The 26,773-nt window shown below is 67.4% G+C and carries 27 protein-coding genes; 4 read left to right on the top strand and 23 right to left on the bottom strand.

The genetic code is table 11. From position 1 onward, the window contains the following. Positions 1–87 precede the first annotated feature (87 nt). Together gatA and gatC are read right to left on the bottom strand one after the other, a co-directional pair. Positions 88–1,569: an Asp-tRNA(Asn)/Glu-tRNA(Gln) amidotransferase subunit GatA gene (gene gatA / locus BST13_RS07280; protein ID WP_083162125.1), complete on the bottom strand. Its 1,482-nt coding sequence runs from the start codon at positions 1,567–1,569 to the stop codon at positions 88–90. Beyond that, positions 1,566–1,865, bottom strand: a complete 300-nt coding sequence (gene gatC / locus BST13_RS07275; protein ID WP_083162124.1) for an Asp-tRNA(Asn)/Glu-tRNA(Gln) amidotransferase subunit GatC — start codon at positions 1,863–1,865, stop codon at positions 1,566–1,568. The genes gatA and gatC overlap by 4 nt, the downstream gene beginning before the upstream one ends. Positions 1,866–1,978: 113 nt before the next feature. Between gatC and BST13_RS07270 the strand changes: the two genes are divergently transcribed. Further along, the gene (locus BST13_RS07270) at positions 1,979–2,638 is read left to right on the top strand and encodes an ACT domain-containing protein (protein WP_083162506.1); all 660 of its coding nucleotides are present in this window, start codon (positions 1,979–1,981) and stop codon (positions 2,636–2,638) included. Between the two features lie 16 nt (positions 2,639–2,654). Here the strand turns inward: BST13_RS07270 and BST13_RS07265 are convergent, their stop codons facing one another. Next, complete coding sequence (locus BST13_RS07265; RefSeq protein WP_083162123.1) at positions 2,655–3,122, bottom strand: hypothetical protein; 468 nt, start codon at positions 3,120–3,122, stop codon at positions 2,655–2,657. Between the two features lie 194 nt (positions 3,123–3,316). Here BST13_RS07265 and BST13_RS07260 point away from each other — a divergent pair, with 194 nt between their 5' ends. Further along, positions 3,317–3,604, top strand: a complete 288-nt coding sequence (locus BST13_RS07260; protein ID WP_083162122.1) for a hypothetical protein — start codon at positions 3,317–3,319, stop codon at positions 3,602–3,604. Positions 3,605–3,651: 47 nt separating this feature from the next. Here BST13_RS07260 and BST13_RS07255 read toward each other — a convergent pair whose 3' ends face one another. From BST13_RS07255 to ligA, 9 genes are all read right to left on the bottom strand, one after another. Next, positions 3,652–6,417: a helix-turn-helix transcriptional regulator gene (locus tag BST13_RS07255; RefSeq protein ID WP_083162121.1), complete on the bottom strand. Its 2,766-nt coding sequence runs from the start codon at positions 6,415–6,417 to the stop codon at positions 3,652–3,654. Positions 6,418–6,562: 145 nt separating this feature from the next. Next, positions 6,563–7,645 carry a hypothetical protein gene (locus BST13_RS39020; protein ID WP_095533438.1) on the bottom strand — a complete coding sequence of 361 codons (1,083 nt, stop codon included), beginning with the start codon at positions 7,643–7,645 and terminating at the stop codon, positions 6,563–6,565. After that, entirely contained in the window at positions 7,642–8,706 is a 1,065-nt protein-coding gene (locus tag BST13_RS07240) for a vWA domain-containing protein (protein ID WP_083162118.1), read from the bottom strand. The genes BST13_RS39020 and BST13_RS07240 overlap by 4 nt, the downstream gene beginning before the upstream one ends. After that, on the bottom strand, positions 8,703–9,788 hold the full coding sequence (locus BST13_RS07235) for a hypothetical protein (RefSeq protein ID WP_083162117.1): 1,086 nt from the start codon (positions 9,786–9,788) through the stop codon (positions 8,703–8,705). The genes BST13_RS07240 and BST13_RS07235 overlap by 4 nt, the downstream gene beginning before the upstream one ends. After that, positions 9,779–10,252 (bottom strand): hypothetical protein, encoded by a 474-nt coding sequence (locus tag BST13_RS07230; protein ID WP_083162116.1) that lies wholly within the window; start codon positions 10,250–10,252, stop codon positions 9,779–9,781. Before BST13_RS07230 ends, BST13_RS07235 begins: the two co-directional genes overlap by 10 nt. Beyond that, the gene (locus BST13_RS07225) at positions 10,245–11,114 is read right to left on the bottom strand and encodes a DUF58 domain-containing protein (protein ID WP_083162115.1); all 870 of its coding nucleotides are present in this window, start codon (positions 11,112–11,114) and stop codon (positions 10,245–10,247) included. Before BST13_RS07225 ends, BST13_RS07230 begins: the two co-directional genes overlap by 8 nt. A 31-nt stretch (positions 11,115–11,145) precedes the next feature. Beyond that, entirely contained in the window at positions 11,146–12,150 is a 1,005-nt protein-coding gene (locus BST13_RS07220; protein WP_083162114.1) for an AAA family ATPase, read from the bottom strand. Positions 12,151–12,206: 56 nt separating this feature from the next. After that, on the bottom strand, positions 12,207–13,421 hold the full coding sequence (locus tag BST13_RS07215) for a DUF4878 domain-containing protein (protein WP_083162112.1): 1,215 nt from the start codon (positions 13,419–13,421) through the stop codon (positions 12,207–12,209). A 157-nt stretch (positions 13,422–13,578) separates the two neighbouring features. After that, positions 13,579–15,648 carry an NAD-dependent DNA ligase LigA gene (ligA, locus tag BST13_RS07210; RefSeq protein ID WP_083162110.1) on the bottom strand — a complete coding sequence of 690 codons (2,070 nt, stop codon included), beginning with the start codon at positions 15,646–15,648 and terminating at the stop codon, positions 13,579–13,581. Positions 15,649–15,701: 53 nt separating this feature from the next. Between ligA and BST13_RS07205 the strand changes: the two genes are divergently transcribed. Continuing rightward, positions 15,702–16,112 carry an MmcQ/YjbR family DNA-binding protein gene (locus BST13_RS07205; protein WP_083162108.1) on the top strand — a complete coding sequence of 137 codons (411 nt, stop codon included), beginning with the start codon at positions 15,702–15,704 and terminating at the stop codon, positions 16,110–16,112. After that, positions 16,109–17,686 carry a 4-coumarate--CoA ligase family protein gene (locus BST13_RS07200; protein ID WP_083162106.1) on the top strand — a complete coding sequence of 526 codons (1,578 nt, stop codon included), beginning with the start codon at positions 16,109–16,111 and terminating at the stop codon, positions 17,684–17,686. The genes BST13_RS07205 and BST13_RS07200 overlap by 4 nt, the downstream gene beginning before the upstream one ends. 3 nt (positions 17,687–17,689) lie before the next feature. Here the strand turns inward: BST13_RS07200 and BST13_RS07195 are convergent, their stop codons facing one another. The 11 genes from BST13_RS07195 to BST13_RS07145 all read right to left on the bottom strand — a co-directional run bounded on the left by BST13_RS07195 (position 17,690) and on the right by BST13_RS07145 (position 26,753). Further along, a complete protein-coding gene (locus BST13_RS07195) occupies positions 17,690–18,028 on the bottom strand; it encodes an ArsR/SmtB family transcription factor (RefSeq protein ID WP_245839431.1) in 339 nt (112 codons plus the stop codon). Then, positions 18,025–18,519, bottom strand: a complete 495-nt coding sequence (locus BST13_RS07190) for an SRPBCC family protein (protein WP_083162104.1) — start codon at positions 18,517–18,519, stop codon at positions 18,025–18,027. Before BST13_RS07190 ends, BST13_RS07195 begins: the two co-directional genes overlap by 4 nt. Positions 18,520–18,619: 100 nt before the next feature. Continuing rightward, on the bottom strand, positions 18,620–19,630 hold the full coding sequence (locus tag BST13_RS07185) for a uroporphyrinogen decarboxylase/cobalamine-independent methonine synthase family protein (protein WP_083162102.1): 1,011 nt from the start codon (positions 19,628–19,630) through the stop codon (positions 18,620–18,622). Then, entirely contained in the window at positions 19,627–20,697 is a 1,071-nt protein-coding gene (gene mnmA / locus BST13_RS07180) for a tRNA 2-thiouridine(34) synthase MnmA (protein WP_083162100.1), read from the bottom strand. The genes BST13_RS07185 and mnmA overlap by 4 nt, the downstream gene beginning before the upstream one ends. Next, the gene (locus BST13_RS07175) at positions 20,694–21,899 is read right to left on the bottom strand and encodes a cysteine desulfurase family protein (protein ID WP_083162098.1); all 1,206 of its coding nucleotides are present in this window, start codon (positions 21,897–21,899) and stop codon (positions 20,694–20,696) included. Before BST13_RS07175 ends, mnmA begins: the two co-directional genes overlap by 4 nt. 47 nt (positions 21,900–21,946) lie before the next feature. Beyond that, entirely contained in the window at positions 21,947–22,729 is a 783-nt protein-coding gene (locus BST13_RS07170; RefSeq protein WP_245839427.1) for a lysophospholipid acyltransferase family protein, read from the bottom strand. A 110-nt stretch (positions 22,730–22,839) separates the two neighbouring features. Further along, on the bottom strand, positions 22,840–23,676 hold the full coding sequence (locus tag BST13_RS07165; protein WP_083162094.1) for a GNAT family N-acetyltransferase: 837 nt from the start codon (positions 23,674–23,676) through the stop codon (positions 22,840–22,842). Positions 23,677–23,764: 88 nt separating this feature from the next. Next, entirely contained in the window at positions 23,765–24,424 is a 660-nt protein-coding gene (locus BST13_RS07160; RefSeq protein ID WP_083162092.1) for a nitroreductase, read from the bottom strand. Beyond that, a complete protein-coding gene (locus BST13_RS07155; RefSeq protein ID WP_083162090.1) occupies positions 24,424–24,834 on the bottom strand; it encodes a cupin domain-containing protein in 411 nt (136 codons plus the stop codon). Before BST13_RS07155 ends, BST13_RS07160 begins: the two co-directional genes overlap by 1 nt. 1 nt (position 24,835) lies before the next feature. Beyond that, positions 24,836–25,570 carry an SDR family oxidoreductase gene (locus tag BST13_RS07150; RefSeq protein ID WP_083162088.1) on the bottom strand — a complete coding sequence of 245 codons (735 nt, stop codon included), beginning with the start codon at positions 25,568–25,570 and terminating at the stop codon, positions 24,836–24,838. Positions 25,571–25,796: 226 nt separating this feature from the next. After that, the gene (locus tag BST13_RS07145) at positions 25,797–26,753 is read right to left on the bottom strand and encodes an electron transfer flavoprotein subunit alpha/FixB family protein (protein ID WP_083162086.1); all 957 of its coding nucleotides are present in this window, start codon (positions 26,751–26,753) and stop codon (positions 25,797–25,799) included. Positions 26,754–26,773 lie beyond the last annotated feature (20 nt).

The raw sequence follows: 26,773 nt of genomic DNA, 5'->3' as shown, positions 1-26,773 counted from the left end.
TTGCTCCTCGTGTGCGCATGTGTTCTATCTTGCCCGGCGGGCCACTGGCCTGCCGGGCAAGGGTTAAAACGGCAGGTCTCCCGGCGCCTACAGCGCGCTCGGCATCGGACCGCGAGCCGCTTCGTAGGCAGCTCCGACCCGGTAGAGCCGGTCATCGGCCAGAGCCGGGGCCATGATCTGCAGGCCGACCGGCAGGCCGTCGTCGGGCGAGAGCCCCGACGGAACCGACATGCCGCAGTGCCCGGCCAGGTTCAGCGGCAGGGTGCACAGGTCGAACAGGTACATCGCCAGCGGATCGTCGACCTTCTCCCCGATGCCGAAGGCGGTGGTAGGAGTCGTCGGGGTGACCAGAACGTCGACCGATTCGTAGGCGCGTTCCAGATCGCGGGCGATCAGCGTCCGCACCTTCTGGGCCTGGTTGTAGTACGCGTCGTAATACCCGGCCGACAGTGCGTAGGTGCCGATCATGATGCGGCGCTTGACTTCCGGGCCGAAGCCGGCCGCCCGGGTCAGCGCCATCACCTCTTCGGCGCTGTGTGTGCCGTCGTCGCCGACCCGCAGGCCGTACCTCATGGCGTCGAAGCGTGCCAGGTTGCTGGACACCTCCGAAGGCAGGATCAGGTAGTAGGCCGCCATCGCATGGTCGAAGTTGGGGCAGTCCACCTCGGTGACCTCCGCGCCGAGCGCGGTGATCTGTTCGACGGCCGCGTTGAACGACGCGAGCACGCCGGGCTGATAGCCCTCACCGCGCAGCTGCTTGACCACACCGACCCGAACACCCTTGAGGTCACCCTGTGCGCCGGCCTTGGCCGCACCCACCACGTCGGGCACGGGCACGTCGACCGACGTCGAGTCATGAGGATCGTGTCCCGCGATCACCTCGTGTAGCAGTGCTGTGTCGAGCACCGTGCGCGCACACGGGCCGCCCTGGTCCAGCGACGACGCACAGGCGATCAGCCCGTAACGACTGACCGTGCCGTAGGTGGGTTTGACACCGACGGTCGCCGTCAGCGCCGCCGGCTGCCGGATCGACCCGCCGGTGTCGGTACCGATGGCCAGCGGCGCCTGGAACGCCGCCAGCGCCGCCGCACTGCCACCACCGGAGCCGCCGGGCACCCGGTCGGTGTTCCACGGGTTGCGGGTCGGGCCGTACGCGGAGTTCTCGGTCGAGCTGCCCATCGCGAACTCGTCCATGTTGGTCTTGCCCAGGATCGGGATGCCGGCCGCGCGCAGCTTGGTGGTCACCGTCGCGTCGTACGGGGAGCGCCAGCCCTCCAGGATCTTCGACCCTGCCGTGGTCGGCGCGTCGATGGTGGTGAAGACGTCCTTGAGCGCCAATGGCACCCCGGCCAGCGGCGACGGCAGCGTCTCGCCTGCGGCGACCTTGCGGTCGACCTCGCCGGCCGCCGCCAACGCCTGCTCGGCGCCGACGTGCAGGAACGCATGGAAGCGCTCATCGGTGGCGGCGATCTGGTCCAGGTGCGCCTGGGTCACCTCGGTGGAGGTGACCTCGCCCGCGGCGATCTGGGCGCCGAGGGTCGCTGCGTCATAGCGTGTGAGATCGGTCATTCTTCTTCTCCCAGGATGCGCGGCACCGCGAACCGCCCGTCCTCCGCCTTGGGCGCCGCGGCCAGCGCCTCGTCCTGGGTCAGGCACGGCTCGACGACGTCGGGCCGCGTGACGTTGACGTCTTTGAGTGGGTTGTCGGTGGCCTCGACGCCGGTGACGTCGACGGACTGGATCCGTCCGACGTGAGCAAGGATGGCGTCGAGTTGGCCGGCGAAACTGTCCAACTCGTCATCGGTCAGCGCCAGCCGGGCCAGATGCGCCAGGTGGGCAACCTCGTCTCGGGAGATCTGCGACACGACAAAGCAGCCTAGTCACTGCACCGAACCGCGTGGCAGCGGGCAGGAGCGAAGCCGCTGCGGGCCATGCGCTCGGTATGCCCGTGCCGCGGCGTTGTGCAACAGTGTTGCGCGTGCCTTCCTATCTGCTGCGGGTCCAGCTGGAGGATCGTCCGGGCCGCCTCGGTTCTCTGGCGGTCGCGCTGGGTTCCGTAGGTGCTGACATCTTGTCGCTCGACGTCGTCGAGCGCAGCGCGGGATTCGCGATCGACGATCTGGTGGTCGAACTGCCCGCCGGGTCCATGCCCGACACCCTCATCACCGCGGCGGAGAACTTGACCGGTGTCTACGTCGACAGCATCCGGCCGCACACCGGTCTGTTGGAAGCGCACCGCGAGCTCGAACTGATCGACCACGTCGCGGCCGCCACCGGACGCGAGGCCCGGCTTCAGGTCCTTGCCGAGGAAGCGGCCCCCGTACTGCGCGTCGGTTGGTGCACGGTGCTGCGGGCGACCGCAACGGGAGTCGAGCGACTGGCCGGCAGTCACGGGGCACCCGAAACCCCTCTCCCGTCGGCACCGTGGCTGCCGCTGCAAACCGCCCAGACGCTGAACGGCACCGCGGACTGGGTACCGCAGCTGTGGCGGGACATGGACACCACCCTGGCTGCCGCACCATTGGGCGACCACGACACGGCCGTGCTGCTTGGCCGCCCGGGCGGCCCCGGGTTCCGTCCGTCGGAGGTCGCCCGGTTGGGCTACCTGGCGGGGATCGTCGCGACGATTCTGCGGTAACGACACAGACCCTGTCTCAGCCGACGTACTTCGCCTGCGCTTCGAACAGTGGGCGATACTTGGCATCGCAGTTCTGAATCGCCCAGTCGTTCAGCGCCTTCATGTTGTCTACCATCGCGTCAAGTTTGTCGGGGTCGGCGAGGTCTTCGAGAAAGCGGCGAGGCTCTGCCGGTGCCGCAGCGACGAGCTCGCTCTGCGTGACCGGCGCGTCTTTGAGCAAGTCATCGACGATCTGGTTCTGGTCGGCTGCACCACTTCCGAAGGCCGAGTTGAGGTCCCGGAGTTTGCGCGCAACCAGCTTCGCATCGAGGGTGCAGAAGTCGCTGACGCTGCTGCCGCCGGGTGCGCTTGCGGCTGCGGAGCCCCCTCCTGCCGCGCCCGCGCTCGGCTCTGCGCTGTCGCCGGCTGCGCCACACCCAGCACACAGCAGCGCGGTGACCGCTGCTGCGGCGCAGACCAGTTTGCTTGTGGTGGCAAATATCATCACTGCGCCTTTCGGTTTCGTCGCGGTCGGCGGTGGTGAGATCGACGGTAAGCGGTCGGCAGCGCCACGGATATAAGGGAAGTCCCTAAAGATCTGGCGGGCGCATCGACCTCCCGGACTCTGGGCAGACAGAAGCCGCAAGGATAGGGAAAGCCCTTATAGCTCTGCGAATGCCGACGCCATACAGTCAGCTGATGCGTCCCGCGGAACCCTGCTATCTCGTTGAGTGGTACAGCCCGAAATTTCTCGGCGCGACGCTCGCGCTGGCAGCCGAGACCCTCGATGCCACCGCGACGTCGCTGTCGACGGACAAATCTCCCATCCGGGTATCCGCCGTGATCGCCGTACCCGATGACGAGGTGGCCTTCGGTATCTTCGTGGCCGGCTCCGCTGACATCGTCACCAGAACCTGCGAGCAGGCCGGGATTCCGGCGCAGCGCGTCAGCGCAGCTGCCGACGTGGAGTTCCTCAGTCCGGCGTGAGTCACCCTATGCGGCAGAGCGGGCCAAGACCGGACCGATGGGCGCCGTTACGGCACCGGGCGGGCGATGCGCCAGCCCAATTCTGAGCGCGACCGGATACCCAACTTCCGGTAGATCCGGGACAGGTGGACCTCCACCGTCTTGGCGCTGACGAACAGCTTGGCTGCCACTTCCCGGTTACTCATGCCCGACGCCACCAACTCGGCGATACGGCGTTCGGCGTCGGTCAGTTCGTTGTCCCGGGCCGGGCGTAGATCGACACGGCCGGTGGCTTGACGAGCCTGCGCGGCCCACAGCGGCGTGCCGAGCGCCTCGAACGTTGCCAGGGCCTGCGCAAGGGTCTCGACTGCGACGCGCCGACGCCGTTGACGACGCTGCAACTGCCCCAGCACCAACTGGGTGCGCGCACGGTCGAAAGGCATTGGCAGCCTGTCATGTTCGGCCAGCGCCTGCTGCGCCACGACGACGGCCCGATCGGGCTCGCCCTGGGCGGCCAACAACAACGCCCGGCACCGGCCACCGACCGCCAGCATCCAAGGGCGGTCAAGACGACGGCCGTTTTCCTCCAAGGCGTCGATCAACGGCTCCGCTTCGGTCAGTCGGTCCAGTCCTATCATCGCCTCGACGGCATCGGGCACCCACGCGGCGACGTGGATCTCCGTCGCCTGGCGCGCCTCCCGGAAGTTGGACAGAAGGGGCTCGAGCGCCTCCAGAGCCGCCTCGAAATTGCCCAGCGATACCTCAAGGAAGCCCCGCACGGTGAGCGCCCAGCTGCTCAAAAAGCTGGACTCACACCGCCAAACCGTCGCCATGGCCTCGCCGGAATCGCTCCGGGCCTCGAGTTCACGGCCGGCGTACGCGGCACAGTGAGCTCGCATGATCAGTGAAACGACGACGTGAGTGCCCCCGAGTTGAGGAGCCCGTTCCACGACGTCGTCGGCCAGTAACGTCGCCGCGGCGACATCCCCGCGCCAAATGTCGTTGAGCGCGGCGTGGAAAGCCACAAAGGTGTAGTCGCTCTCCGCGCCGCTCTCGATGCATTGCCGCCGAATCGCGTTGAACTCATCGTGTGCCGCATCAACGTGTCCCGTGCACGCCAACAGCATCGCGTTGTGCATCCGTGGCTGGTACACCACCGAGACCGGTGCCCGACGGTCGTCCAGATCAGTTGCGCGCGAGAGGCTTTCCTGGTCGACGCCGCTGCCCTGCCAGAATTTGACCAGCGTCCGCATACTCAGCGCCTGGCTCAGCAGATCGGATCGCCCCAGCCGCGTCGCGCACGAGACCGCATCGTCGAACCCGGACGCCGCAGCCTGATGATCGCCCGAGTGATACAGGGCGAACGACAGCGGCACCAAGATCTGCGCCCGCGACGCGAGGTCGTCGTCAGCCTCGTCCAGCGCACGCTTGAGCAGCGCCGCGGCCCCCCTGTGACTTCGATCGAGTATCTCGATGGCGCCCAGCAGCCTGAACGCCTGCACGCGAACAGGTTTGGAAGCCTCTTCGTCGACCGTCCGATTGAGCAACGCCCTGGCCCGTTCGACGTCTCCGGCGTTGAACAGATCATTCGCCTGACGTATCCGGCGCTCGGGGGTGTCGCCGCCGAGTTTCGTTGCCAACTCCAGTAATTCGGCCGCAGCTGCCGGAGCTCCTCGGTTGCGCGCTCTTTCCGCGGCGAAGTCGAGGACCTGAAGTGTGTGCGCGTCGGCCCGTGTCACAGAGAGGGCGAGGTGCCGGGCACGCAGTTCTGGCTCCTCGACAACCTCGGACAACCGGCGATGCATCGCGCGCCGCTGTGCGGGGGTCGCGGACGCATACACCCCCGCCGCCAACAACGGATGCGTGAAGCGGATCCATTGACCGTCGAGCCCCACGATCTCCTTACACTCCGCATCCTTCAACAGCTCGACGACCCGCGCGTCATCCGAATTGAGCATGCGAGCAACGAGTTCCACGGTCGGTACGGCGACACACGCCACCACCAGCAGTACCTCTCGGGTGCCGGCAGCGGTATTGCGGATGCGAGCGTGGACCAACTCCGCGAGCGTGCCCGGCAACGGCATCTCGACCACTGCGGCCTGCGTGTCGATCGTCCGGGCCAGCTCCAGAGCGTAGAACGGATTTCCGCCCGAAATCTGATGAATTCGCACCATCGTCGGGCGTGGCAGATTGCGCCCGAGGCGTTCGGATATCACCCGGGACAACGTGCCGATGCTCAAAGGAGCCACCGAAATGCGGTCAACCGCATCTGCCCTGGACAACTCGAGCCACGATGCCGCGGCCCTGCTCTCCGGATCCGTGCGCACGGTGCAGAGCAGCGCCACCCGGCCGGTCATGCGTCGGGCAGCGTAGGAGAGGACCTTTCGGCTCGACGTGTCCAGCCACTGCAGATCATCGATCGCGATCAACACCAACGACTCGTCAGCCAGACGCTCGATCACCGACAAGAAACCTGCCGCCACCGCCCGCGGGTCCGTCGCCTCACATCCGCCTTCGGTGCCACGTAGCAGCACCTGATCCATCGCGATTCGCTGCGGATCGGCCAGATCCCCGTACTCGGCGACGTCGACGTCGCCCAACAGATCGGCGAGGGACACGTACGCCAGCACCGACTCCGCCGCGGCGGTGCGCGCCGACAACACCCGAATTCCCAACGTCCGCGCCTGATCGATCGCCGAGGACCACAGTGTCGTCTTTCCGATGCCGGCCTCGCCCTCCAGGAGCAGGGCCGAAGGCCAACATGCCGACGTGAGGAAGTCGCCGATCGCGCGCGACTCCTCCAGCCGATTTGCCAGCACATCGCGATTATGCACTGTGCGATTCCTTCGGGATACCCATCCGGAAACTGTGCGTCAGCTGGAAAATTGACGTCAGGCGCGCAGTCGTCGGCAACCGCGCATCAGCGCTGCGTCGAGCACTCCCGGCTGCGCGGGCAAGCGGTAGCACACGGGCTCCCGCTCACGGCGATTCCTGGTTTCCGCCGTGCGCATTGGCGTTGTCCAACAGGATCTTGAGCCGCTCCAAAGGGTTTCCGTCGCCCAGCCGCTGCCCCGGCGCCCTGCTGTTGCCGGTGCTGGGCAGCCGGTCGGGGCTGACCGGGTTGAGCGCATCGGGCCCGCCGCCGTCCGGACCGGCGATCGGCGCGTCACCACCGCTGCCCGTCGGCGGACCAGGCGTCATCGTGGGCTCCGGCGTCTCCGGCGTCGGCATGTTCGGGCCCGGTCCCGGCGGGGGCGCCGCACCGGGGCTCTGCTGACCGTCACCGGGCTGCCCCGGCCCCGGTGACGGGGGCGCGCCCGACTCCCCCGGCGTGGGCGAGGGTGACTGCGATGCGCCAGGCAATCCCGGCAGCGGCGGTGCCGAGGTCGGGGTCAGTGAGGTCGGGGCGGGCTGCGGCGTCACGGTTTGCGGCGGCGCGGACGGCGGCGGCGGCGGACGATGCAGGTTGCGCAGTTTCTCCTGCAGCCGCGGCAGCGCCTGGTCGCGGATGGCCTTGCGGTCGGCGTTGGCGTCGTCATTGCCCTCGAAACAGTGCGCCGGTGCCTCGTTGACGACGGCGATCGCGGCGTTGTACCAGCGCTCGGCCGCCTGCTTGTCGTTGCCCCGGGTGGCCAAGTCCCCCAGGGTTTCCTGCACCAGCTCCAGGTTCACCCGCACCGGGCAGGACGCGGCAGGGTCGGTGCGCGACAGCGATTCGCCGAAGCGCGCCTCGGCGTCGGTCAGCCGGCCTTCCAGAACCATCGGGTCGCCACTGGCGAACGATGTCTTCGCCGGGTCGACGACGTTGAACATCTCCAGGATCGAGATGTCGTCGCGCAGCGCATCGATGTCGTGACGGTCGAAGTCAGATGCCGCCCAGTTGCCGGCCACGACCACGCTGATCAGCTTCGCCGCAACGACCAGCAGCACGACGATGACCGGGGCGGACAACAGATATAGACGCCGCCGCAGTCGCAAGCGGTTCGGTCCCGAGCGGTAGTGCGTCAGCACCCGACGGGCCGCGGCACGCACCGCGGCGCCGGATTCCTTCATCAGCATCATGACGTGACGTCCTTGCGCGACATCCGGTTACGCCGGAACTCCCGAATGGTCAGGACGATCTCGCCGAGTACCAGCACGGCCGCCAGCATTGTGAACAGCCAGTACAGCTCCCTACGTTCTACGAGTTTCGAAGCGTGCAACGGGTTCTCGTCATCGGACCCGGCAACCGGAACCACCGCGGGCAGCACGGCCGTGATGGACTGGCCCGCCTCGCGGTGAAAATAGGGGACGCCGAGCTCTCCGGCAACCTTCTTCAACGTCGCCTCATCGAGCGTGGAGTTCAGCGGCGCACCGGTGGCCGAATCGTTCTGATAGACCTTGGTCGCTCCCACCCAACCCTGGGGCACCGGGCCCCCGGCGGACGTGCCGTAACCCAGTACCGCACCGCCGCTGACAGCCTTGTCGGGCGGGTCGAACGATGCCGACGAGGCGCGGCTGCCCGCGTCGCCCGACCCGAAGTAGAAGACCAGGCTCTTGGAGTCCTTGAATCGGCCGGCCGCCGCGTCCAGCTGCTTGGTCAGTTCGTCGCGTGCCGCGGTCGGGTCGGCCTGGTACATGGCGTCGGGTGCCACCAGCGTGTAGGGCGACAGCCCGTGCACGAGTGACTGCAGGCTCCAGGCGTCATCCGAAAGAGGCCAGTCCACGGCGGCTTTCGACGCGAAGGCGATCAATCCGAACCTGGCCCGCGGGTACTCGTTGATCAACGACGAGATGTCCGCCCGAACTCCGGTCATCCGCGATTGCCGGTCACCGAAATCCTGCACACGCATGTTCACCGAGCGGTCCACGACGAAGAACACATTGAGGTTGGGGTCGACCGCTGAGGCGCCCTTGGGCTGTTCGGCCGGGTGGTCGTCGCTGAGATCGAATCCGGGCCGGGCCGCTGCGAACACCAGCATGAGCACTGCGAGCGTCAGCCCGCCCCACCGCAACACGACCTTGCGGTACTGGCCGGTCCCGGTGCGGACCAGCACGCGATACAAGGCGATCATGCGGATGACGATGAGCAGGGCGCCGAGACCGAACAGTGCGATCGGCGCGAAGATCGGATCGAAGGTCATCGCCGCAGTACCGCCAGTGAGGCACACAGCAACACGGCCGCGACGACCGCCGCGATGAGCGCCTCCTCGGGCGCATCCCAGGACTGGCTGGTGACCACCCGGCCACTGGGCAGGACCGCCTGCGGCGGGTTGTCCCGAATCTGGTCGAGGATTCGGGTCAGGGTGGAATCACCACCGGCCTGCGCGGTTCCGGCCGGATTGAACAACGCGAATGTACCGCCGGTGGCGTCGGCGATCGATTGCAACCGGTTGTTGGCGTCCGGGGAACTCTGGGCGACATCGGAACGCGAGATCACGTTGATCTGCACACCGGCCTTGATCGCCAGGTCTTTGATGGCCTGCTCGGTGTACAGCTGCGCACGTTGTTCATCCGGTGAGCGCAGGGCACTGTAGCCGAGATAGACCAGCGACCGGCGATGCTGGCTCTTGCCTTCGAACGACGGGAAGCCGGTGAGGCACAACGCCAGGATGTCCTCGGCGCTCGGCGCGTAGTCCACGTAGGTGACTTTTTGGGCGAACTTGTCGATCCCGGTCTCCAACTCGGCACGGTCGGCATCCGACACCGGCCGATGTGTGTCCAGATCCTGTTGAATGCGAGCGAGTTTCGCGAAGTACTCGAACCGGTCGGCGGCGAAATCATGGTCGCGGGTCAGCGGCACCACCCGCAGACTCGGAGATGTCAGCCCGATCCGATGGGTGTCATACGACTTCGCCAGCTTGGCGTAGTAGTCCAGGAAGTTCGCGGTGCTCGGATCCGTGATCGGTTCGCCCACACACAACATGGTGTCCAGAGGGTGCTCGGTCTCGAATTCCTTGGTGGAGCTGGATGTCCCGACGGGCCGCGCACTGGCGACCAGCGCGGTGGCGAACGTCGCGAGCAACAGGACCCCGGTGACGATCATCGACAGGAAGTAGATCCGGTACACCCGTGCGTACTCGGGGAGGCGCGTGAGCCGGTCGACATGGGCGAGTGGGCGCAGCACCTGCTGCACCTTGGCCATCGGCAACAACGAGGCCGCGACGACGCATACCGTCAGGACGATCAGCCCGGCCAGGATTACCGGCCACCATTTCAGCGCCATGCCCGCACCATTTCCTCGGCGGACCGGCCCAGCGTCACCATGTCGGACTGTGGCGCCGCGCTGAACTGGACGTCGTTGAGCGCACGGAACAGCGGCCCGACCCCAACCAGGTCGCCGTCCGCGATGTCACCGACGTGCAGGTACTGGGCCCGGACCCCGGTGGTGACGTAGATGAAGCTGCGCAGGATCCGGCTCACGGCGGCGCCGGCCTGGGCCGGGGTGAGACCGCCGGCCAGATACTGCTCATTGGTGCGCTGCAACGACCGAGCGAACCGGCGCCGCACCAGCCACCCGTGCAGGTATCGGATCACCGGCAGGGTGCGCAGCCGAGCCGGCGCCATGGTCCACACGAAAACCCCTGTGCACCAGATGATCACCACGACAATCAGAACTATGCCGATGCCCGCCCACCAGTACGAGAACGGCAGCGGACCGCCGATGAACCGCAACAGATCATCAGGCATTGCCGAACACCTCGTTCATGTCGACGATCCGGTCCCGGATCTCGGCACTGGCGGCGATGCGGGCGAAGCAGACCTCGTGTGAGGACAGGAAGCTGTCCAGCTGGGCGACGCGAGCCTGCTCGGCGGCCCGATAGGCAGCCACGACGCGCGGCCCGAGGGTGGCTCCGTTGAGCACGAACCGCCCGGTCGCCACGTCGAATCCGTCGTGCTCCCCTTCGTCGGCCCCTACCGCAGGCATGTCGCTGACCATCAGCCAGATGATTTCGTGTTGCCCGGCAAGTGCTTTGAGTGCCGCGTCGAGGCGGGGGCCGACCTCGGGTTCGTCGGAGACCACGATGACCAGCAGCCGTCTGCGATGCGCATGTGCGACGAACTCCAGCTGCGCGACGATGTCGCTCGCGCCGACTTCACCGAGGCTGTGGTTGTAGTAGTGCTCAAGGATGCTCTCGATGTGGGTCTCCCCGCGGCGGTTGCGGATGTTCGCCGACCCCCGCGCGTCGCCGTACACCATGCCGACCTCATCGCTGCGGCCCACCGCGATGAGACCGATGGCGCCGAGCACGTTGGTCGCGACCTCGCGTTTCACCTCGCCGGCCGGCGTCAGGGCGGTCATGTTGCGGCCGGCGTCGGCGACCAACAGGATCTTGTGGTGCCGCTCCGAGACGAACCGCTTGATGAGCACCGAACCGGCGCGCGCCGTTGCCTTCCAGTCGATGTCGCGGACGTCGTCGCCGGGCACATACGGACGCAGGTCGTCGAGTTCGAGTGTCCTGGTGTGCAGCAGTGCGTAGCGGCCGCCCTCCAGGAGGCCCCGGGCGTCCGTACCGAAGTACTGCTTGGCCCGGTTGAGATACTTGCCCATATCTTCTTATTCCTCGCGTCAGCGCGATCGGTCAGGGCACGCGAACGGACTGCAGCACCGCGTCGATGACCGTTTCGGCCGTCACGCCCAGCCGCGTCGCTTCGAATCCGAGGATCAACCGGTGTCGCAGCACCCGGTACGCAAGCTTCTGAATGTCTTCGGGCAGCACATGATTGCGGCCCTGCAGCACTGCAGAGGCCCGCGCCGCGCGACTGAACGCGATGGTGGCGCGCGGGCTGGCACCGTACTGCACAAGCTTCGCCAACTGCGGCGGCAGGAACTGCTGGGGGTTACGGGTCACGTGGATGAGCTGGGTGATGTAGTGCACCAGCACGGGATCCAGGTGCACACTGCGCACGACGTTCTGCAGGCGCCGCATATCGTCCAGTCCGACAACGGGTCTCGGCTTCTCCTGGCGATCGTAGACACCCGCGTCGATCCGGAAGATGACCTCGGCCTCTTCCTGGGGGGTCGGATACCGCAGAACTTCCTTGAGCATGAAGCGGTCGGTCTGGGCTTCCGAGAGCGGATAGGTGCCCTCCTGGTCCACGGGGTTCTGGGTCGCGATGACCAGGAACGGCTCTGGGATCGGGTAGAGCGTGCCGGCGATGGTCGTCTGACGCTCCTCCATCGCCTCCAGCATGGCGCTCTGCGTTTTGGCGCTGGAGCGGTTGATCTCGTCGAGCAGCACGATATTGCTGTGCACCGGACCCAGCTGCGTCACGAACTGACCGGAGGACGAGTCGTAGATCTGTGTTCCGATGATGTCGCTTGGCAACAGATCCGGCGTGCACTGAATTCGGTTGAAGCCACCCGAGATCGCGTCGGCGACAACGCGCGCCGCCGTCGTCTTCGCCAGCCCCGGAACACTTTCCAGCAGGATGTGGCCACCGGTGAGCAGGCCGATCAACAACGATTCGCGCAAGTTTTCCTGACCGACCACCTTGGTCGCGAAGACCTGAGAAATCGCGTTGACAATCCGATGGGCGCTTTCCATCTCGTGCTGATTCGGTTGCACGCGCGCGACTGTCGTCATTGAGTTACTCCCCCCGTGATGTGCGCAAGCTCAAACGTGATGCGGCGTCGTCGCGCTCAACTCCACTTGACCGTCGGCGGAGTCTGGCTCAGGTCTGCGTCACCGAACAGCGTGAAGCTGTCGCTGCCGGTGATCCGGCCGCCGTCGCGGCCCTGAACCGAGTAGCCGAAGTTGCCGGACAACGTGACATTGGCCGACAGCGAATACTCGGAGAAACTGATCTGAGCGCCGTCCGGTGCCGGGGCCTGCCAATCCACCGTGCCGTCGACGGCGCCGTACTCATAGAGGCGCTGCGGGCAGTTCGGCGGCGACGTCGACTTGGAGCGGGCGCAGCCGTCCAGCAGGCTCTTGATATTCGCGGTGATGCTGTTCTTCGCCGAATCGCTCAACGAGAATTCGGGGCTGTTGGCGCCCGCGTAGCCCGTCAACGAGTCCAGCAGCAGCGGCTTGCCCTCGACCTTGAGATTGCTGTTGTTGGAGCCCCAGTCGACGTAGCCGGGAAACACATAGACCACAGAGGTGCCGATCGGCTTGCCGAAGGCGGTCAGGGTACTGACGGCCTTGTTGCTGGCCTGCGTCGAGTAATCCAGCCGTACCGCAGCGGAATCGAGCTTCCACTTGTTGCCCGACTTCTTCATCATGAACGTGGTGTCGGATACCTGATCCCCGAAGTTGGCGGTCACGTGCACCGAGCCGAATCCGATGCCGTTGTTCGAATCATCGCCCAAGATGCGGATATTGGAGATCGGCATCTTCTCGACCTGAGACTTGAGGATCTCGTCGGTGAGCAGTTCCTTCGATGCCGGCTGGTCTGCCCCGAAACTCAGCGCCGCTTCGGCGTCTCCCTTGGCGAGCGCCTCGAGGTAGCCCTGCACGGTCTTGCCGGCGGAATCGCCGGAGCCGCCGCCACCGCCGCGTCCGACCAGCGCCACGACAGCGACGATCACGATCACCAGGAGAACTGCCGCGCCCGCACCGATCGTGATGATCAGGGCCTTGCGGTTGCGCTTGCCGCCGGGTGGCGGGAAACCGGCGAACTGTGAATCGAACTGCGGCGGGCCGACCTGCGGCGGGGTACCGGGTTGCGGCCAGCCGGGCTGTGCCTGGGGACCCCACGCCGACTGTTGCTGCGCGCCCCAGGGTTGCGCGGCAGGCGGTTGCTGCGGGGACGGCTGCCAACCGCCAGACGGGTCCGTTCCGCCCTGCTCACCCTGGCCGCCGATCGGGCTCGGTCCGCCGTAGCCGCCTTCACCGCCTGACCAGTTCGTCACAGCAGAACTCCCAACCGCGGTTCATGCCGCACCGGCAAACCCCCACTTTCCGCGACCCGACTGTGTGCGCACGACGAGCCGGGGACTTTTATCGTTCGGAGGCATTCTAAGCAGCCGTTGATCATCACGCAGACACCAATCTGCGCGGGCTACCGGTTCAGGCGGGCCCTTCTGCGAGCAACGTCCGGAATCCGTCCTCGTCGAGGATGGGCACCCCGAGTTCGACCGCCTTGTCGTACTTCGAGCCGGGCGCGTCACCGGCGACGACGTAGGCCGTCTTTTTCGACACGGAACTGGCGGCTTTGCCACCGCGAGCGATGATGGCCTCCTTGGCCTGGTCGCGAGAGAATCCCGGCAACGAGCCGGTGACGACGATGGACAGTCCCTCCAGCGTTCGCTCGACACTGGCGTCGCGCTCGTCGGCCATCCGCACCCCGGCCGCGCGCCATTTGTCGACGATCGCGCGGTGCCAGTCGACGGTGAACCACTCGACCACCGCGGCGGCGATGGTCGGCCCGACGCCCTCGACCGCGGCGAGTCGTTCCTCGGATGCTTCGACGATGGCGTCCAGGCTGCCGAACTCGGTGGCCAACGCGCGTGCCGCGGTGGGACCTACGTGTCGAATGGACAGTGCCACCAGAACCCGCCACAGCGGTTGGGCCTTGGCCTTGTCAAGGTTGGCCAGCAGCCGCTTTCCGTTGGCGGACAGCTCGCCCGCCTTGGTGGTGAACAGGTCGGTGCGTAGCAGATCCTCGGCGGTCAGCGTGAACAGGTCACCCTCGTCGGTGATCACGCCACCGGCCAGCAGCGCCGTCGCGGCCTCGTAACCGAGCCCCTCGATGTCGAACGCGCCACGGCCCGCGACGTGAAACACACGCTCCCGCAACTGCGCAGGGCAGCTGCGGGTGTTGGGGCAGCGGATGTCGGCGTCGCCCTCCTTGGCCGGAGCCAGCCGCGTGCCGCATTCGGGACAGTTTGTGGGCATGACGAATTCGCGTTCGGATCCGTCCCGCAGATCGACGACGGGACCGAGCACCTCGGGGATGACGTCGCCGGCCTTGCGGATCACGACCGTGTCACCGATCAGCACGCCCTTGCGCTTCACCTCGGTGGCGTTGTGCAGCGTCGCGAGACCGACCGTCGAACCGGCGACCTTGACGGGCTCCATGTACGCGAATGGCGTGACCCGACCGGTGCGGCCCACGCTGACCCGGATGTCGAGCAGCTTGGTGGTGGCTTCCTCGGGCGGGTACTTGTAAGCCACCGCCCAGCGCGGGGCGCGCGACGTCGAGCCGAGTCTGCGTTGCAGCGCCACCTCGTCGACTTTGACCACCAGCCCGTCGATTTCGTGGTCGACGTCGTGGCGGTGTTCACCCCAGTAGGCGATGCGCTCGGCCACCGCGGCCACCCCGGACACCCTGGTGGTGTGCTCCGACACCGGCAGCCCCCACTGGCCCAGCGCGCGGTAGGCGTCGTGCAGTGTTTTGAAGGGGAAGCCCGTGGGACCTTCTATGTGGCCCAGGCCGTGGCAGATCATCCGCAACCGGCGCCGCGCCGTGACCGCCGGATTCTTCTGTCGCAGTGAGCCCGCCGCGCTGTTGCGCGGGTTGGCGAACGGCGGCTTGCCCTCGGCAACCAGGCCGGCGTTGAGGTCCTCGAAATCGGCGACCCGGAAGAACACCTCGCCGCGCACCTCGAGCACCGCGGGCACCGGGAACTCGTCGGACGGGGTGAGCCGCTCGGGGATGTCGTCGATGGTGCGGGCGTTGAGCGTGACGTCCTCACCGGTGCGCCCGTCGCCGCGGGTGGCGGCGCGGACCAGCCGGCCGTCGCGGTAGACGAGCGCCAGCGCCACCCCGTCGATCTTCAGCTCGCACAGGTAGTGCGCGGCGTCGCCGGTCTCGCCGCTGATCCGGGCGGCCCACGCCGACAGCTCGTCGGAGTCGAACACGTTGTCCAGCGACAGCATGCGCTCCAGATGCTCGGCCGGGGTGAAGTCGGTGGCGAAACCCGCGCCACCGACCAGCTGGGTCGGTGAATCCGGGGTCCGCAGTTCAGGGTGGGCGTCCTCGAGCCCCTGCAACTCGCGCAACATCGCGTCGAACTCCGCGTCAGAGATGATCGGCGCGTCCCTGACGTAGTACCGGAACTGGTGCTCACGTACCTCGTCGGCCAGTTCCTGCCAACGTCGCCGCAGGTCAGCGTCTTCCACGTCGCTCGAGGTCACCCCCGCAGGGTAGCCGAGGGCACCGACAGGCAAACAGCGTCTAGGGTGGCGACATGCCGCATCCGATCATGTTCAGTGACGATGATCAGGGACTGGCAGAGCTTCGCACCATCGCACTGGACTTTCCCGGGGCATTCGAGAAGGTCTCGTGGGGCAGGCCCGTGTTCTGCGCGCCGAAGATGTTCGCGATGTACGGCGGCAACGTCAAGGGCACCGGCGAGATGCGCCCTATGCCCTATTCCCTGCTGGTCAAAGTCGATGAAAGCGACCGCCGCGCGCTGGAGCAGGACCACCGGTTCTTCTTCCCGGCCTACATGGGGCCCTTCGGCTGGCTGGGCCTGGATTTCACTGCGGCGAAGGTGGATTGGGACGAAGTGACCGAACTTCTCGACGCCTCGTTCCGTTTGATCGCGCCGAAGAAACTCATCAAACAACTCGACGAACGCCGACTGGAGGCACCATGAGTTTTGCGAGTCCCTTTGCCGACGTTGAGATTCCGACTGTCAGCGTCTACGAGTACCTGTTCGCCGATCTCACCGCCGACGACGCCGGCCGGGTGGCGCTCGTCGACGCCAAGACCGGCACCGAAACCACCTGGGGCGAGCTGGTCGGCCGCATCGACGCGTTCGCGGGTGCTCTGGCGGCGCGCGGCATCGGTGTCGGCGATGTGGTTGCGCTGTTGTCCCCGAACAGTTCCGCGTTCGCCGTGGCGTTTCACGGCATCCTGCGGTCGGGTGCGACGGCGACCACCATCAACGCCCTGTTCACCGCGAAGGACATCGCCAAACAGCTGACCGATTCGAAGGCCCGGTTGTTGGTGACGGTCGATGCGCTGCTGCCCCACGCCCGCGAGGGGGCCGCGGCGGCGGGCCTGACCGAAGACCAGGTGGTGGTGCTCGACGGCGCCGGGCTGCCCGACGGTCATGCCGCACCCGACGTCAGCTTCGACCCTGCCTCACATCTGGCTGCGCTGCCGTACAGCTCGGGGACGACGGCAAATCCCAAGGGCGTCATGCTCACCCATGCCAACTTGACCGCCAACGTCGCGCAGATCAGGCCGCTGCAGGGAATGCAGGCCGACGACCGCCTGCTGGCCGTGCTGCCGTTCTTTCACATCTACGGCATGACGGTGCTGCTCAACGCGGCTCTGCACGCCCGCGCCCGGCTGATAATCATGCCCTCGTTCGATCTCGCCGAGTTTCTCGGCAACATCCAGAACCACAAGTGCACCTACGCCTACATCGCGCCCCCGGTGGCGGTCGCACTGGCCAAGCACCCGCTCGTCGATTCCTACGACCTGTCCTCGCTCAAGGGCATCATGTCGGGCGCTGCGTCGCTGGACGCCGAGCTCGGCCATGCGGTGGCGAACCGCTTGGGCTGCAACGTCGTTCAGGGCTACGGCATGAGCGAGTTGAGCCCCGTCAGCCACATCACCCCGACCGATGGCGGGCTGGCCACGATCGGCACCGTCGCGCCGCTGGACTCGTGCGGCTGGACCGTGCCCAACGCCGAGAGCAAGCTGGTCGACCCGGACACCGGGGCCGAGATCGGTATTCCGGCAGAGGGATTGAGCGCCACGGGCGAACTGTGGTTCAGGGGCCCGAACGTCATGGCCGGGTACCTGGGCAACGAGCAGGCCACCCGCGAGACCGTCGATTCCGACGGCTTCCTGCACACCGGTGACCTCGCCCAGGTCGATGCGACGGGCTGTGTCTACATCGTCGACCGCCTCAAAGAGCTCATCAAGTACAAGGGCTACCAGGTGCCACCCGCCGAGCTGGAATCCGTGCTGCTGACCCATCCGGGCATCGCTGACGCCGCGGTGATCGGCGTGCAAGATGCCGCGTCCGGCGAGGAGATCCCCAAGGCGTTCGTCGTCAAGCAGCCTGGTGCGGAGCTGACCGGCGACGAGGTGATGGCCTTCGTCGCCGGCCAGGTGGCGCCGTACAAGAAGGTGCGTCAGGTCGAGTTCATCGACGCGGTGCCGAAGTCGTCGGCAGGCAAGATCCTGCGGCGCGAGTTGCGAGCCCGCGCGTAATCGTCACTGCGGCTCCTCGACAAACGCGCGCAACCGGTCGATGGCCCGGTCCCAGCGCTTGGACAGTGCGGACAGGTACTCGCTGGCATCCGCCAACGGCTCGGGCTGGATGCGCCAAATACGTTCGCGCCCTTTGCGATCACTGGTCACCAGGCCCACCGCCTCCAGTAACAGCAGATGTTTGGTCGCCGCTTGGCGGCTAACCGGGATCACCTGGGTCAGTGCGACGGTCGAGCACGGCCCGCCGTCGCAGAGCCGGGTGACGATTCGCAGCCGGTTGGGGTCGCCGAGCGCATTGAAAACCGGGGACAGTGGCTCGGTCAAACCGCCTGCGCTGCTCACACCTGCTCACCCAGGGCGAGGTACTTGCTCACCAGCTCGGTCTGGATGGCCCAGCCCTCGCTGTTGGCCTCGTATGCAGAGACCCGCCGTTCGGCCGGAATCGCGTCGAATCCCGATTCGACGATGCGCAACAGCACTCCGTCGTCGGTCTCGGTGAGCGTGAACTCCACGAGCGTGGTGGGTTCGGCCGCATAGTCGGTGTCGGGGTCGACGGCATACGGATGCCAGCGGTATGCGAACCGCTGCTGCGGTTCCACGGCCTCGATGTACCACTTGCCCGGCTCACCTGCGTAGGGCTCCTGCCTTGCTGCCACGGCGTCGTCGACATCGGTCGGTGTCATCACGCCGTTGACGGCCTCGCCCGCGACGAACGGGCCGTCGAAGCGCACGCCGAACCACCGGCCGAACTCCTCGGAGTCGCTGATCGCGCGCCAGACCCGATCGAGCGGGGCCCGCAGGAGAACTTCTTTTTCGATTCGATCTGTACTCATATGTGCAACCTTTCAGTTGCCTATTACGGTAATCGTCAGCCCGTTCAAGCGCAACCTTTTGGTTGCTCTTGATGTCGGATCCCTTCGGGACAGTGCCGGATCAGATCCCTTCGGGATCCGCCGCGAAACCGTCAGCGGCCTTCTGTGCCAGCCCGTAGGCGATCCGCGCCCACTCGGGCGTCGCACCGGCCAGTCCACAGGCAGGGGTGATGCCGATGCGGTCCCGCAGCACGTCGCGGGCGAAACCCAACCGGTCGGTCACCGCCACAGCGGCCTTGGCCACCTCCTCGACCGACGGTCGACGTTCGGGCGCGGCGGTGGGCACCACCCCGAGCAGCACCGTGCGACCGGAGTCGACGAACTCGCCGACGCCGTCCAGATCCGCCGCGCTCAGGGTCGACACGTCGACGGAGACGGCGTGAACAGCGCTGCGCAACAAGCCTTTCCATGGCAGATCGGGTGCACAGCTGTGCACGGCGGTCTCGACGCCCACCCGCTCGACGCAACCGTCGAGCAGGCTCACGGCGACGGCCTCGTCGACCGGATGCACCGGTGACAGACTCGTCACACCCGTCAACCGCCCCGCCAGCGCGGCGGGCAACAACGGTTCGTCGAGCTGCACCACCACCGTCGTGTCCAGTCGGCGAGCCACCTCCGCGCGGTGCTGCGCCAGCCCCTCACCCAGCGACGCGGCCAGGTCGCGCAACGCGCCCTGATCGGTGATCGCCCGGTGCCCGCCGGACAGTTCCAGCGCAGCGGCCAACGTGATGGGCCCGGGCGCCTGCACCTTCACGACCCGCCCGCTGCCGCGCAATCCGGCCTTCTCCCAGGCTTCCTCGAGCGCGTCGATGTCCTCGCCCAGCAGGCTCACCGCGCGACGTAGGACGGCGCTGCGGCCCGGTGCGATGCGGTACCCGCGAGGCACGGTGTCGATACCGATGTCCACCAGCAGCGCCCCGGCCCTGCCGATCATGTCGGCGCCGATGCCGCGGGCAGGCAGTTCCACCAGATGAGTCAGCGTATGCAGTTCGCCGACGACAACCTCCGCGGCCTGCCGCGCGGCGGTTCCCGGCCAGGAGCCGATACCGGTCGCAGCTGCGAAAGCGCTCACGCGCGTGCGATGGTGGCGCTGGCGATGACCTCGTCACCGTCCGCGTCGGGACGGTAGAGCACCATGGTCTGCCCGGGTGCGACGCCGCGCAGCGGGGCCCGCAGGTTCAACACCAAGCGCCCCTCGATCAGCTCGGCCACGGTGTCGGTGATCCCGCCGTGCGCCCGCACCTGAACCACACATTCCACCGGCCCGTCGAACGCCGCGCCGCTGGTGAAGATCGGGTTCTCCCCCACCAGCTGCCGCACTTCGAGGTCTTCGGCCGACCCGACGTGAACCGTGCCGGTTTCCGCGTCGATCGCGGTCACATACCGCGGCCTGCCGTCGGCACCGGGACCGGGTATGCCCAAGCCCTTGCGCTGTCCGATGGTGAAGCCGTGGACGCCGTCGTGTTCGGCGAGCACGGTGCCCTCGGGATCGACCACCGAGCCGCGCCGCACACCGATACGCGCGCCGAGGAAAGCCTGGGTGTCGCCCGACGGGATGAAGCAGATGTCATGACTGTCCGGCTTGGCGGCCACCGCGAGACCGCGCGCAGCGGCCTCCTCACGGATCTGCGGCTTGGGTGTGTCACCGATCGGAAACAGCGCGTGCCGCAGCTGCTCGGCCGTCAACACACCGAGCACGTAGGACTGGTCCTTGTCTGCATCGACGGCGCGGCGCAGCCTGCCGTCCTGCAGGCGCGCGTAATGACCGGTTGCGACGGCATCGAAACCCAGCGCCAACGCGCGGGCCGACAGCGCCGAGAACTTGATGCGCTCGTTGCACCGCACACACGGATTGGGGGTCTCGCCGCGCGCGTAGGCCTCGACGAAGTCGTCGATCACATCGTCCTTGAACCGGTCGGCGAAATCCCATACGTAGAACGGGATGCCGAGCACATCGGCGACGCGCCGGGCGTCACCGGCATCCTCCTTGGAGCAGCATCCGCGTGACCCGGTGCGCAGAGTGCCCGGCGCGGACGACAGCGCCAGATGCACACCAACGACGTCATGACCGGCGTCGACCATGCGCGCGGCGGCCACCGAAGAATCCACGCCACCGCTCATCGCGACCAGAACCCTCATGACCGACCCGTTCCCGCGCTCGCCAGCGCAGCCTGCCGAGCCCGCTCCACCGCGGCGGGCAACACCTCCAGCGCAGCATCCACGTCCGCGTCGGTGCTGTTGTGCCCCAAGGACAGTCGCAGCGAACCCCGGGCGGTCGCCGAATCGGCGCCCATCGCGATCAGCACGTGAGAGGCCTGTGCAACGCCTGCCGTGCAAGCCGAGCCGGTCGAGCATTCGACGCCCTTGGCGTCGAGCAGCATCAGCAGCGAATCGCCTTCGCAGCCACGGAAAGTGAAGTGGGCGTTGCCCGGAAGCCGGTCCCCGTCAGTGGCACCGTTGACGTAGGTGTCGTCGATGGCCGACAACACACCCTCGATCAGCCGATCCCGCAGCGCCCGGACCCGTGCGCTGTTGACCTCCATACCCTCGATCGCCACCTTCGCAGCCGTCGCCATGCCCACCGAGCCGGCCACATACGGTGTGCCGGAACGGATGTCACGTTCCTGACCGCCACCGTGCAGCAGTGGCACACACGCCACGTCGCGGCGCAGCAGCAGCGCACCGACACCCGCGGGGCCGCCGAACTTGTGCGCGGTCACGCTCATCGCCGCCAGTCCACTGGCACCGAAGTCCACCGGGATCTGGCCGACCGCCTGGACCGCGTCGCTGTGCATCGGGACGCCGAACTCGGTGGCGACCGCAGCCAGCTCCGTGATCGGCATGATGGTGCCGACCTCGTTGTTGGCCCACATGATCGACACCAGCGCCACGTCGTCGTGCTCCTGCAGCACCGTCCGTAGGGCTTCGGGAGACACCGCACCGTCCGCGCCGACCGGCAGCCACGTCACCTCGGCGCCCTCGTGCTCGACCAGCCACTCCACGGCGTCGAGCACCGCGTGGTGTTCGACGGGGGTGGTCACGATGCGCCGCCGCGTCGGCTCGGCGTCGTGGCGGGCCCAGTAGATGCCCTTGACCGCCAGGTTGTCGCTTTCCGTGCCGCCCGCGGTGAAGATCACTTCGGAGGGTCGCGCCCCGAGCAGCTGCGCCAGCGTCTCCCGCGACTCCTCCATGCGGCGCCGGGCCTGTCGGCCGGATCCGTGCAGTGAGGATGCGTTGCCCACGGTGGCCAGCACAGCCGTCATCGCCTCGATGGCGGCAGGGTGCATCGGGGTGGTGGCGGCGTGATCGAGGTAGACCGTCCTACCTGGGGAAGGGGTCATAACGTTCCCAGGATAGCCGCCACCCGGTGAGCGCCCCGAATTGCCGGTCAGGCCACCAGGGCGTGGGCGGGTGCGCTCGGCAGAGCCTGCTCGGGACGTGCTGCCGCTTCGCACCGCCCGGCCAGATCACGGCGGTCCTCGCCGGGCAGCTGCAGTGAACAGACGTGCACGTGGCACACGGTGCGACGCGCGGTGATGACCCGCCGGACCGACGACAGCAGGGTGTCCTCGCCGACGAACGCGGGAACCGTGGACTGGCGGCCGTCGCGGTGCCGGTAGGTCAGCCGCAGCGGCTGCACGGGCCGGGCCGCGTCGATGGCGGCCTGGAACATCGCCGGCCGGAACTGTCCGTAGGCCAACCCGCACCAGGTCGTGCCCTCGGGGAACGCCACCACGGTGTGGCCGTCGGTCAAGCGCTGCGCGACGGCGTCCACGACGTCGGGCAGCCGGCGCAGGCTGCCCCGGTCGATGGGGATGACCTTCATGATGCGGGCCAGCCGGCCCAGTGCGGGCCACTCGATCAGGTCGGCGCGGGCCACGAACGACCCCGGCAGCACCGCCCCGATGGTGAAGATGTCCAGCCAGGACACATGGCCACTGACCACCAGCACGCCCTGCAGGTTGCGGATCGGCCCGCCCGACACACTGATGCGTACCCCGAAGCACCGCAGCATCATTCGGCAGTAGAACCGCTGGATGTGCGAACGTCCCGGCAGCGGCACCGCCAGCAACGGCAGACCGGGCACCAACAGCACCGCCATGATTACCCGCACGGTGGTCCGCACCCACACGACCGGCCGACGGCCGGTGTCGGCGCTGCCCGCGTGCACACAGCTGGCATCACACGAGGCCTTGGGCAACCACGAGTGTTCGAAGGGCCCTGTTTGTCCTCCTCGCGTCCGGGGCTCTGTTTGTCCTCCTCGCGTCCGGGGCGGCGTGCTCACGTCCCCATCCCATCGGCCATATCGGCTGCGGCCGACACCGAACGCAGGCGCTTGAGGTAGCGGACATCGGCCCGACGCTTGTCGAGCAGGGCCGGGAAGTCGCCCACCCCGAAGTCGGGGTCGTGGGCCGGTTCCCCGCACACCTGCGCGCCCAGCCGCAGGTAACCCCGCATCAGCGGCGGCACCGAGGTCCGCGACGGCGGGTCGATGTCGTCGAGGCCCTTGCCGTCCAGCACGACGGGCCGGTACGGGTACACGGTGAACTCCTGCGGCGCGGCGTGCCGGCGACGCACGAAGTCGCGCACGCCGCGGATCTGGGTGCCAGGAGGGCCGTCGGCGGTGCCCGCCGTCGGCACCGAGACACAGCCGGTGACGTAGTCGTAGCCGCAGCGGTCCAGGTAGGCCAGGATGCCCGCCCACATGAGCAGGACAACGGCACCGTTGCGGTGGTCGTTGCGTACCACCGCGCGGCCCATCTCCACCAGCGAGGGGCGCAGCGCGTCGAGACCCGTCACGTCGAATTCGGTGGCGGTGTAGAGCCCGCCGGCGGCGATCGCACCCGGCGGCGGCAGCATGCGGTAGCAGCCGACCAGTTCTCCGGAGTCCTCGTCCTGCACCAGCAGGTGGTCGCAGTACTCGTCGAAGCGGTCGGCGTCCCGGCCGTCGGTCGCGCCGGCCAACGCGAATCCCGGCTCGGCGGTGAACACATCGTGGCGCAGCCGCTGTGCTGCGTCGATCAGCTCGGCATCGGTGGACAACAACAGCGAGTAGCGCGGCGAATCCGCCGACGGGGTGGGACGGTCTGCGGCGATGAGTACAGATGAAGTGCTCATAACCAGCACGGTCGCCCAGCCGGGTCGCCGGATGGCGTCGCCAGCGTGACATGTCCGTGATCGCTAGGTGACGAATTGGCCTGGCCGCTCAGTCGTCGAGAAACACCACGTTCTCACTGATCGGATTGCGCGGTGTGTCCAGGTGGTTGGCCGCAAATGCCTCGTCGGCGTAGCCGATCGAGAGCCCGCACAGGATCGTCAGATCGGTTGGGATGCCGAGTTGTTCACGCAGCACGTCGGGATAGAACGAGATCGACACCTGCACGCAACTGCCGATTCCCCGTTCGTTCAACGCCAGCAGCAGGGTCTGCAGGAACATCCCGACGCCCATCGCGTCCACATTGCCGAAATCGCGGTGCATGCACACCCGCCCGGCCACCGGTGCCTTGAAGAACTCCCAGTTGTGCCGCTGCGCTGCCCAGCGGCCGGCAGCGTCGTCACGGGCGATCCCCATGGCCCCGTACACCAGGGCCCCGGTCTCTCGGCGCAGGTTGGCGAACTGCGGGGGCAGACCCGCGGAACCTATCGCCGGAGGTGCTGCCTCGACCGCGGTGAGCAGCGCGTCGACCAACCGGACGCGCCGCTCACCGGTGGCGAAGAAGACATGCCACGGCTGGGTGTTGGAGTTCGACGGCGCCCGCATCGCCAGGGCGAGCGCCTCATCGAGTAGCTCCCGTGGAACAGGCTTGTCCGGCAAGAACATTCGCGATGACCGCCGCGACCGGACGACGTCGGAGAACTCGGCCATCAGCGGACTCGTCGGTCCTTACGGGCCTCGAGTTCGTCGTCGTCGACGACGACGAGCATCGGTTGGCCGGGCACGCACAGCATGTTGACCAAGAAGCGTAGCGGTAGGTCGTCGCGATTGTTGGCGTCGGAGTAGTGGATGACGTCACCGCCGGGCTCCCAGAACGCCTCCCCCGCCTTGACCACCCGAGGCGCCTCGCCCTCCAGTTCGAAGAGCATCTCCCCTTCGAGCACATAGCCGAACGCGGGTCCGGCGGGATGACGGTGCGGCGGCGCGCCGGGTGACCCCGCGGGCCACTCGATGATGGTCGTCATCACCTCGGCATCGGCCGGGATGAACGGCGGCGTGACGGTCTGGATCACAGTCATGGCATCGCGCAGCGCTTTTTCGCGCTCTGCGGAAATGGTCATGTCAGCGCGCCGCGAGCCAGTGGGTTTCGCCGAGGATCCCGTCGTCGCCGGTGACCAGGCTGTTGTCGTCGACGGCCGTACCGAAGTACCTGGCCTGCGGGTCGATCACCACCGGCTTGTCGTCACCGCGCTTGGCCAGTACCGCACGGGCCATGTCCGCGAACGACAGCTTCTCGGGTCCGCCGATGTTGACGATTCCGCCCCGCGGCGCGGCCTGGGCCGCCTTGGCCACCTCGGCGGCGACGTCGTCGACCGCGATCAGCTGGATCCGGGCGTCGGGCACGCGCACCTCGTCCCCGACCACCAGGGTGTCGGTGATGGCCTCGGCGAACTCCTGGAACTGGGTGGCGCGCACGATCGTGTACGGCAGACCGGATTCGGTGATGATCTTCTCCTGGGCCACCTTGGCCCGCATATACCCGCTGTCGGGCAGCCCGTCGGCCCCGACGATGGACAGTGCGACGTAGTTCCCGACGCCGGTCTCCTGCGCGGCGGCGGTCAAGTTCCGCGCGGACGCGGTGAAGAAGTCCATCACCGGCCCGTCGTCGAACGACGGCGAGTTGACGACGTCGACGAGCACCTCGGCGCCGCTGAGCGCCGCCACCAACCCCTCACCGGTGACGACGTTGGCGCCCGACGACAGGGAGGCAGCGACCACGTCGTGCCCGGCTTCGGTGAGCAACCGCACGACCCGCGAACCGATCTGGCCACTGGCCCCGATCACTGTGATTTTCATTGTGCGAACACCTTTCTCTGGCGTGGCCTCGCCATGGCGAGGATCCACCCGAACACCTCGCGGCCGCAATCGTGCGCGACCCGGTCACGACATCCAGCCTGTCAGCACACGGGCAGATTGAAACCCTGGAAAGTTCGTGGTTTGGCCGGTGCCGCGACAGAAGAACCCGCACAACGAAAAACCCCGGCGCATCGGATGCGCCGGGGTTTGCCGTATGACTCGGACGTCAGCCCTTGCGAGCCTGGATGGCCTCGGTGAGCTGCGGGGTGACCTTGAACAGGTCACCGACGATGCCGAGGTCGGCGATCTCGAAGATCGGCGCCTCTTCGTCCTTGTTCACCGCGACGATCGTCTTCGACGTCTGCATGCCTGCGCGGTGCTGGATCGCCCCGGAGATGCCCAGCGCGATGTAGAGCTGCGGCGACACGGTCTTGCCGGTCTGACCGACCTGGAACTGGCCCGGGTAGTAGCCCGAGTCGACCGCGGCGCGCGAGGCACCGACAGCACCGCCGAGCGAGTCGGCGAGTGCCTCGACGATGCTGAAGTTCTCCGCGCTGCCGACGCCACGACCACCGGCGACCACGACAGTGGCCTCTGTGAGTTCGGGACGGTCGCCGGCCACGGCGGGCTCGCGCTTGGTGATCTTGGTGGCGTTCTCGGCCTGAGCCGGAACCTCGACGTTGACGACCTCACCGGCGCCGTCGGCGGGGGCGGCCTCGATCGAGCCGGGACGCACGGTGATGACCGGGGTGTCGCTGGTGACCTGGGCTTCGACGGTGAACGCGCCACCGAAGATGCTGTGGATGCCCACCGCGCCTTCCTTGACCTCGATCACGTCGACCAGCAGACCGGAACCGATGCGGGCCGCGAGCCGTCCGGCGATCTCCTTGCCGTCAGCGCTGGCGGCGATCAGCACGCCTGCGGGCGCAGCCGACTCGGCCAGGCCGGCGAGCACGTCGACCACCGGGGTGATCAGGTAGTTCTCGGCGTCGTCGGACTCGGCGACGTAGATCTTGGCGGCGCCGGCGGCCTTGAGGCCGTCCACCAGCGGCGCTGCCGTGCCCGGTTTGCCCACTACGACAGCAGCAGGCTCGCCCAGCACGCGAGCAGCGGTGATCAGTTCGGCGGTGACCTTCTTCAGGGCACCCTCGGAGTGCTCGACGAGCACAAGTACTTCAGCCATGGGATTTCTCGTTATGTCTT

It is taken from the genome of Mycobacterium aquaticum, from assembly GCF_002086485.1.
GTDB lineage: Bacteria > Actinomycetota > Actinomycetes > Mycobacteriales > Mycobacteriaceae > Mycobacterium > Mycobacterium aquaticum.
Note: the sequence above shows the minus strand (reverse complement) of the source record. Positions and strands in the feature narration are given on the sequence as shown.

Excerpts from the sequence above, each read along its gene's own strand:
- BST13_RS07200 (WP_083162106.1), top strand. The coding sequence starts at position 16,109 with ATGAGTTTTGCGAGTCCCTTTGCCGACGTTGAGATTCCGACTGTCAGC.
- BST13_RS07230 (WP_083162116.1), bottom strand. The coding sequence starts at position 10,252 with ATGCCTGATGATCTGTTGCGGTTCATCGGCGGTCCGCTGCCGTTCTCG.
- BST13_RS07145 (WP_083162086.1), bottom strand. The coding sequence starts at position 26,753 with ATGGCTGAAGTACTTGTGCTCGTCGAGCACTCCGAGGGTGCCCTGAAG.
- BST13_RS07235 (WP_083162117.1), bottom strand. The coding sequence starts at position 9,788 with ATGGCGCTGAAATGGTGGCCGGTAATCCTGGCCGGGCTGATCGTCCTG.
- mnmA (WP_083162100.1), bottom strand. The coding sequence starts at position 20,697 with ATGAGGGTTCTGGTCGCGATGAGCGGTGGCGTGGATTCTTCGGTGGCC.
- gatA (WP_083162125.1), bottom strand. The coding sequence starts at position 1,569 with ATGACCGATCTCACACGCTATGACGCAGCGACCCTCGGCGCCCAGATC.
- BST13_RS07155 (WP_083162090.1), bottom strand. The coding sequence starts at position 24,834 with ATGACCATTTCCGCAGAGCGCGAAAAAGCGCTGCGCGATGCCATGACT.
- BST13_RS07220 (WP_083162114.1), bottom strand. The coding sequence starts at position 12,150 with ATGACGACAGTCGCGCGCGTGCAACCGAATCAGCACGAGATGGAAAGC.
- BST13_RS07190 (WP_083162104.1), bottom strand. The coding sequence starts at position 18,519 with ATGAGTACAGATCGAATCGAAAAAGAAGTTCTCCTGCGGGCCCCGCTC.
- BST13_RS07265 (WP_083162123.1), bottom strand. The coding sequence starts at position 3,122 with ATGATATTTGCCACCACAAGCAAACTGGTCTGCGCCGCAGCAGCGGTC.
- BST13_RS07225 (WP_083162115.1), bottom strand. The coding sequence starts at position 11,114 with ATGGGCAAGTATCTCAACCGGGCCAAGCAGTACTTCGGTACGGACGCC.
- BST13_RS07165 (WP_083162094.1), bottom strand. The coding sequence starts at position 23,676 with ATGAGCACTTCATCTGTACTCATCGCCGCAGACCGTCCCACCCCGTCG.
- BST13_RS07260 (WP_083162122.1), top strand. The coding sequence starts at position 3,317 with ATGCGTCCCGCGGAACCCTGCTATCTCGTTGAGTGGTACAGCCCGAAA.
- BST13_RS07240 (WP_083162118.1), bottom strand. The coding sequence starts at position 8,706 with ATGACCTTCGATCCGATCTTCGCGCCGATCGCACTGTTCGGTCTCGGC.
- BST13_RS39020 (WP_095533438.1), bottom strand. The coding sequence starts at position 7,645 with ATGATGCTGATGAAGGAATCCGGCGCCGCGGTGCGTGCCGCGGCCCGT.
- BST13_RS07205 (WP_083162108.1), top strand. The coding sequence starts at position 15,702 with ATGCCGCATCCGATCATGTTCAGTGACGATGATCAGGGACTGGCAGAG.
- BST13_RS07175 (WP_083162098.1), bottom strand. The coding sequence starts at position 21,899 with ATGACCCCTTCCCCAGGTAGGACGGTCTACCTCGATCACGCCGCCACC.
- BST13_RS07160 (WP_083162092.1), bottom strand. The coding sequence starts at position 24,424 with ATGGCCGAGTTCTCCGACGTCGTCCGGTCGCGGCGGTCATCGCGAATG.
- BST13_RS07150 (WP_083162088.1), bottom strand. The coding sequence starts at position 25,570 with ATGAAAATCACAGTGATCGGGGCCAGTGGCCAGATCGGTTCGCGGGTC.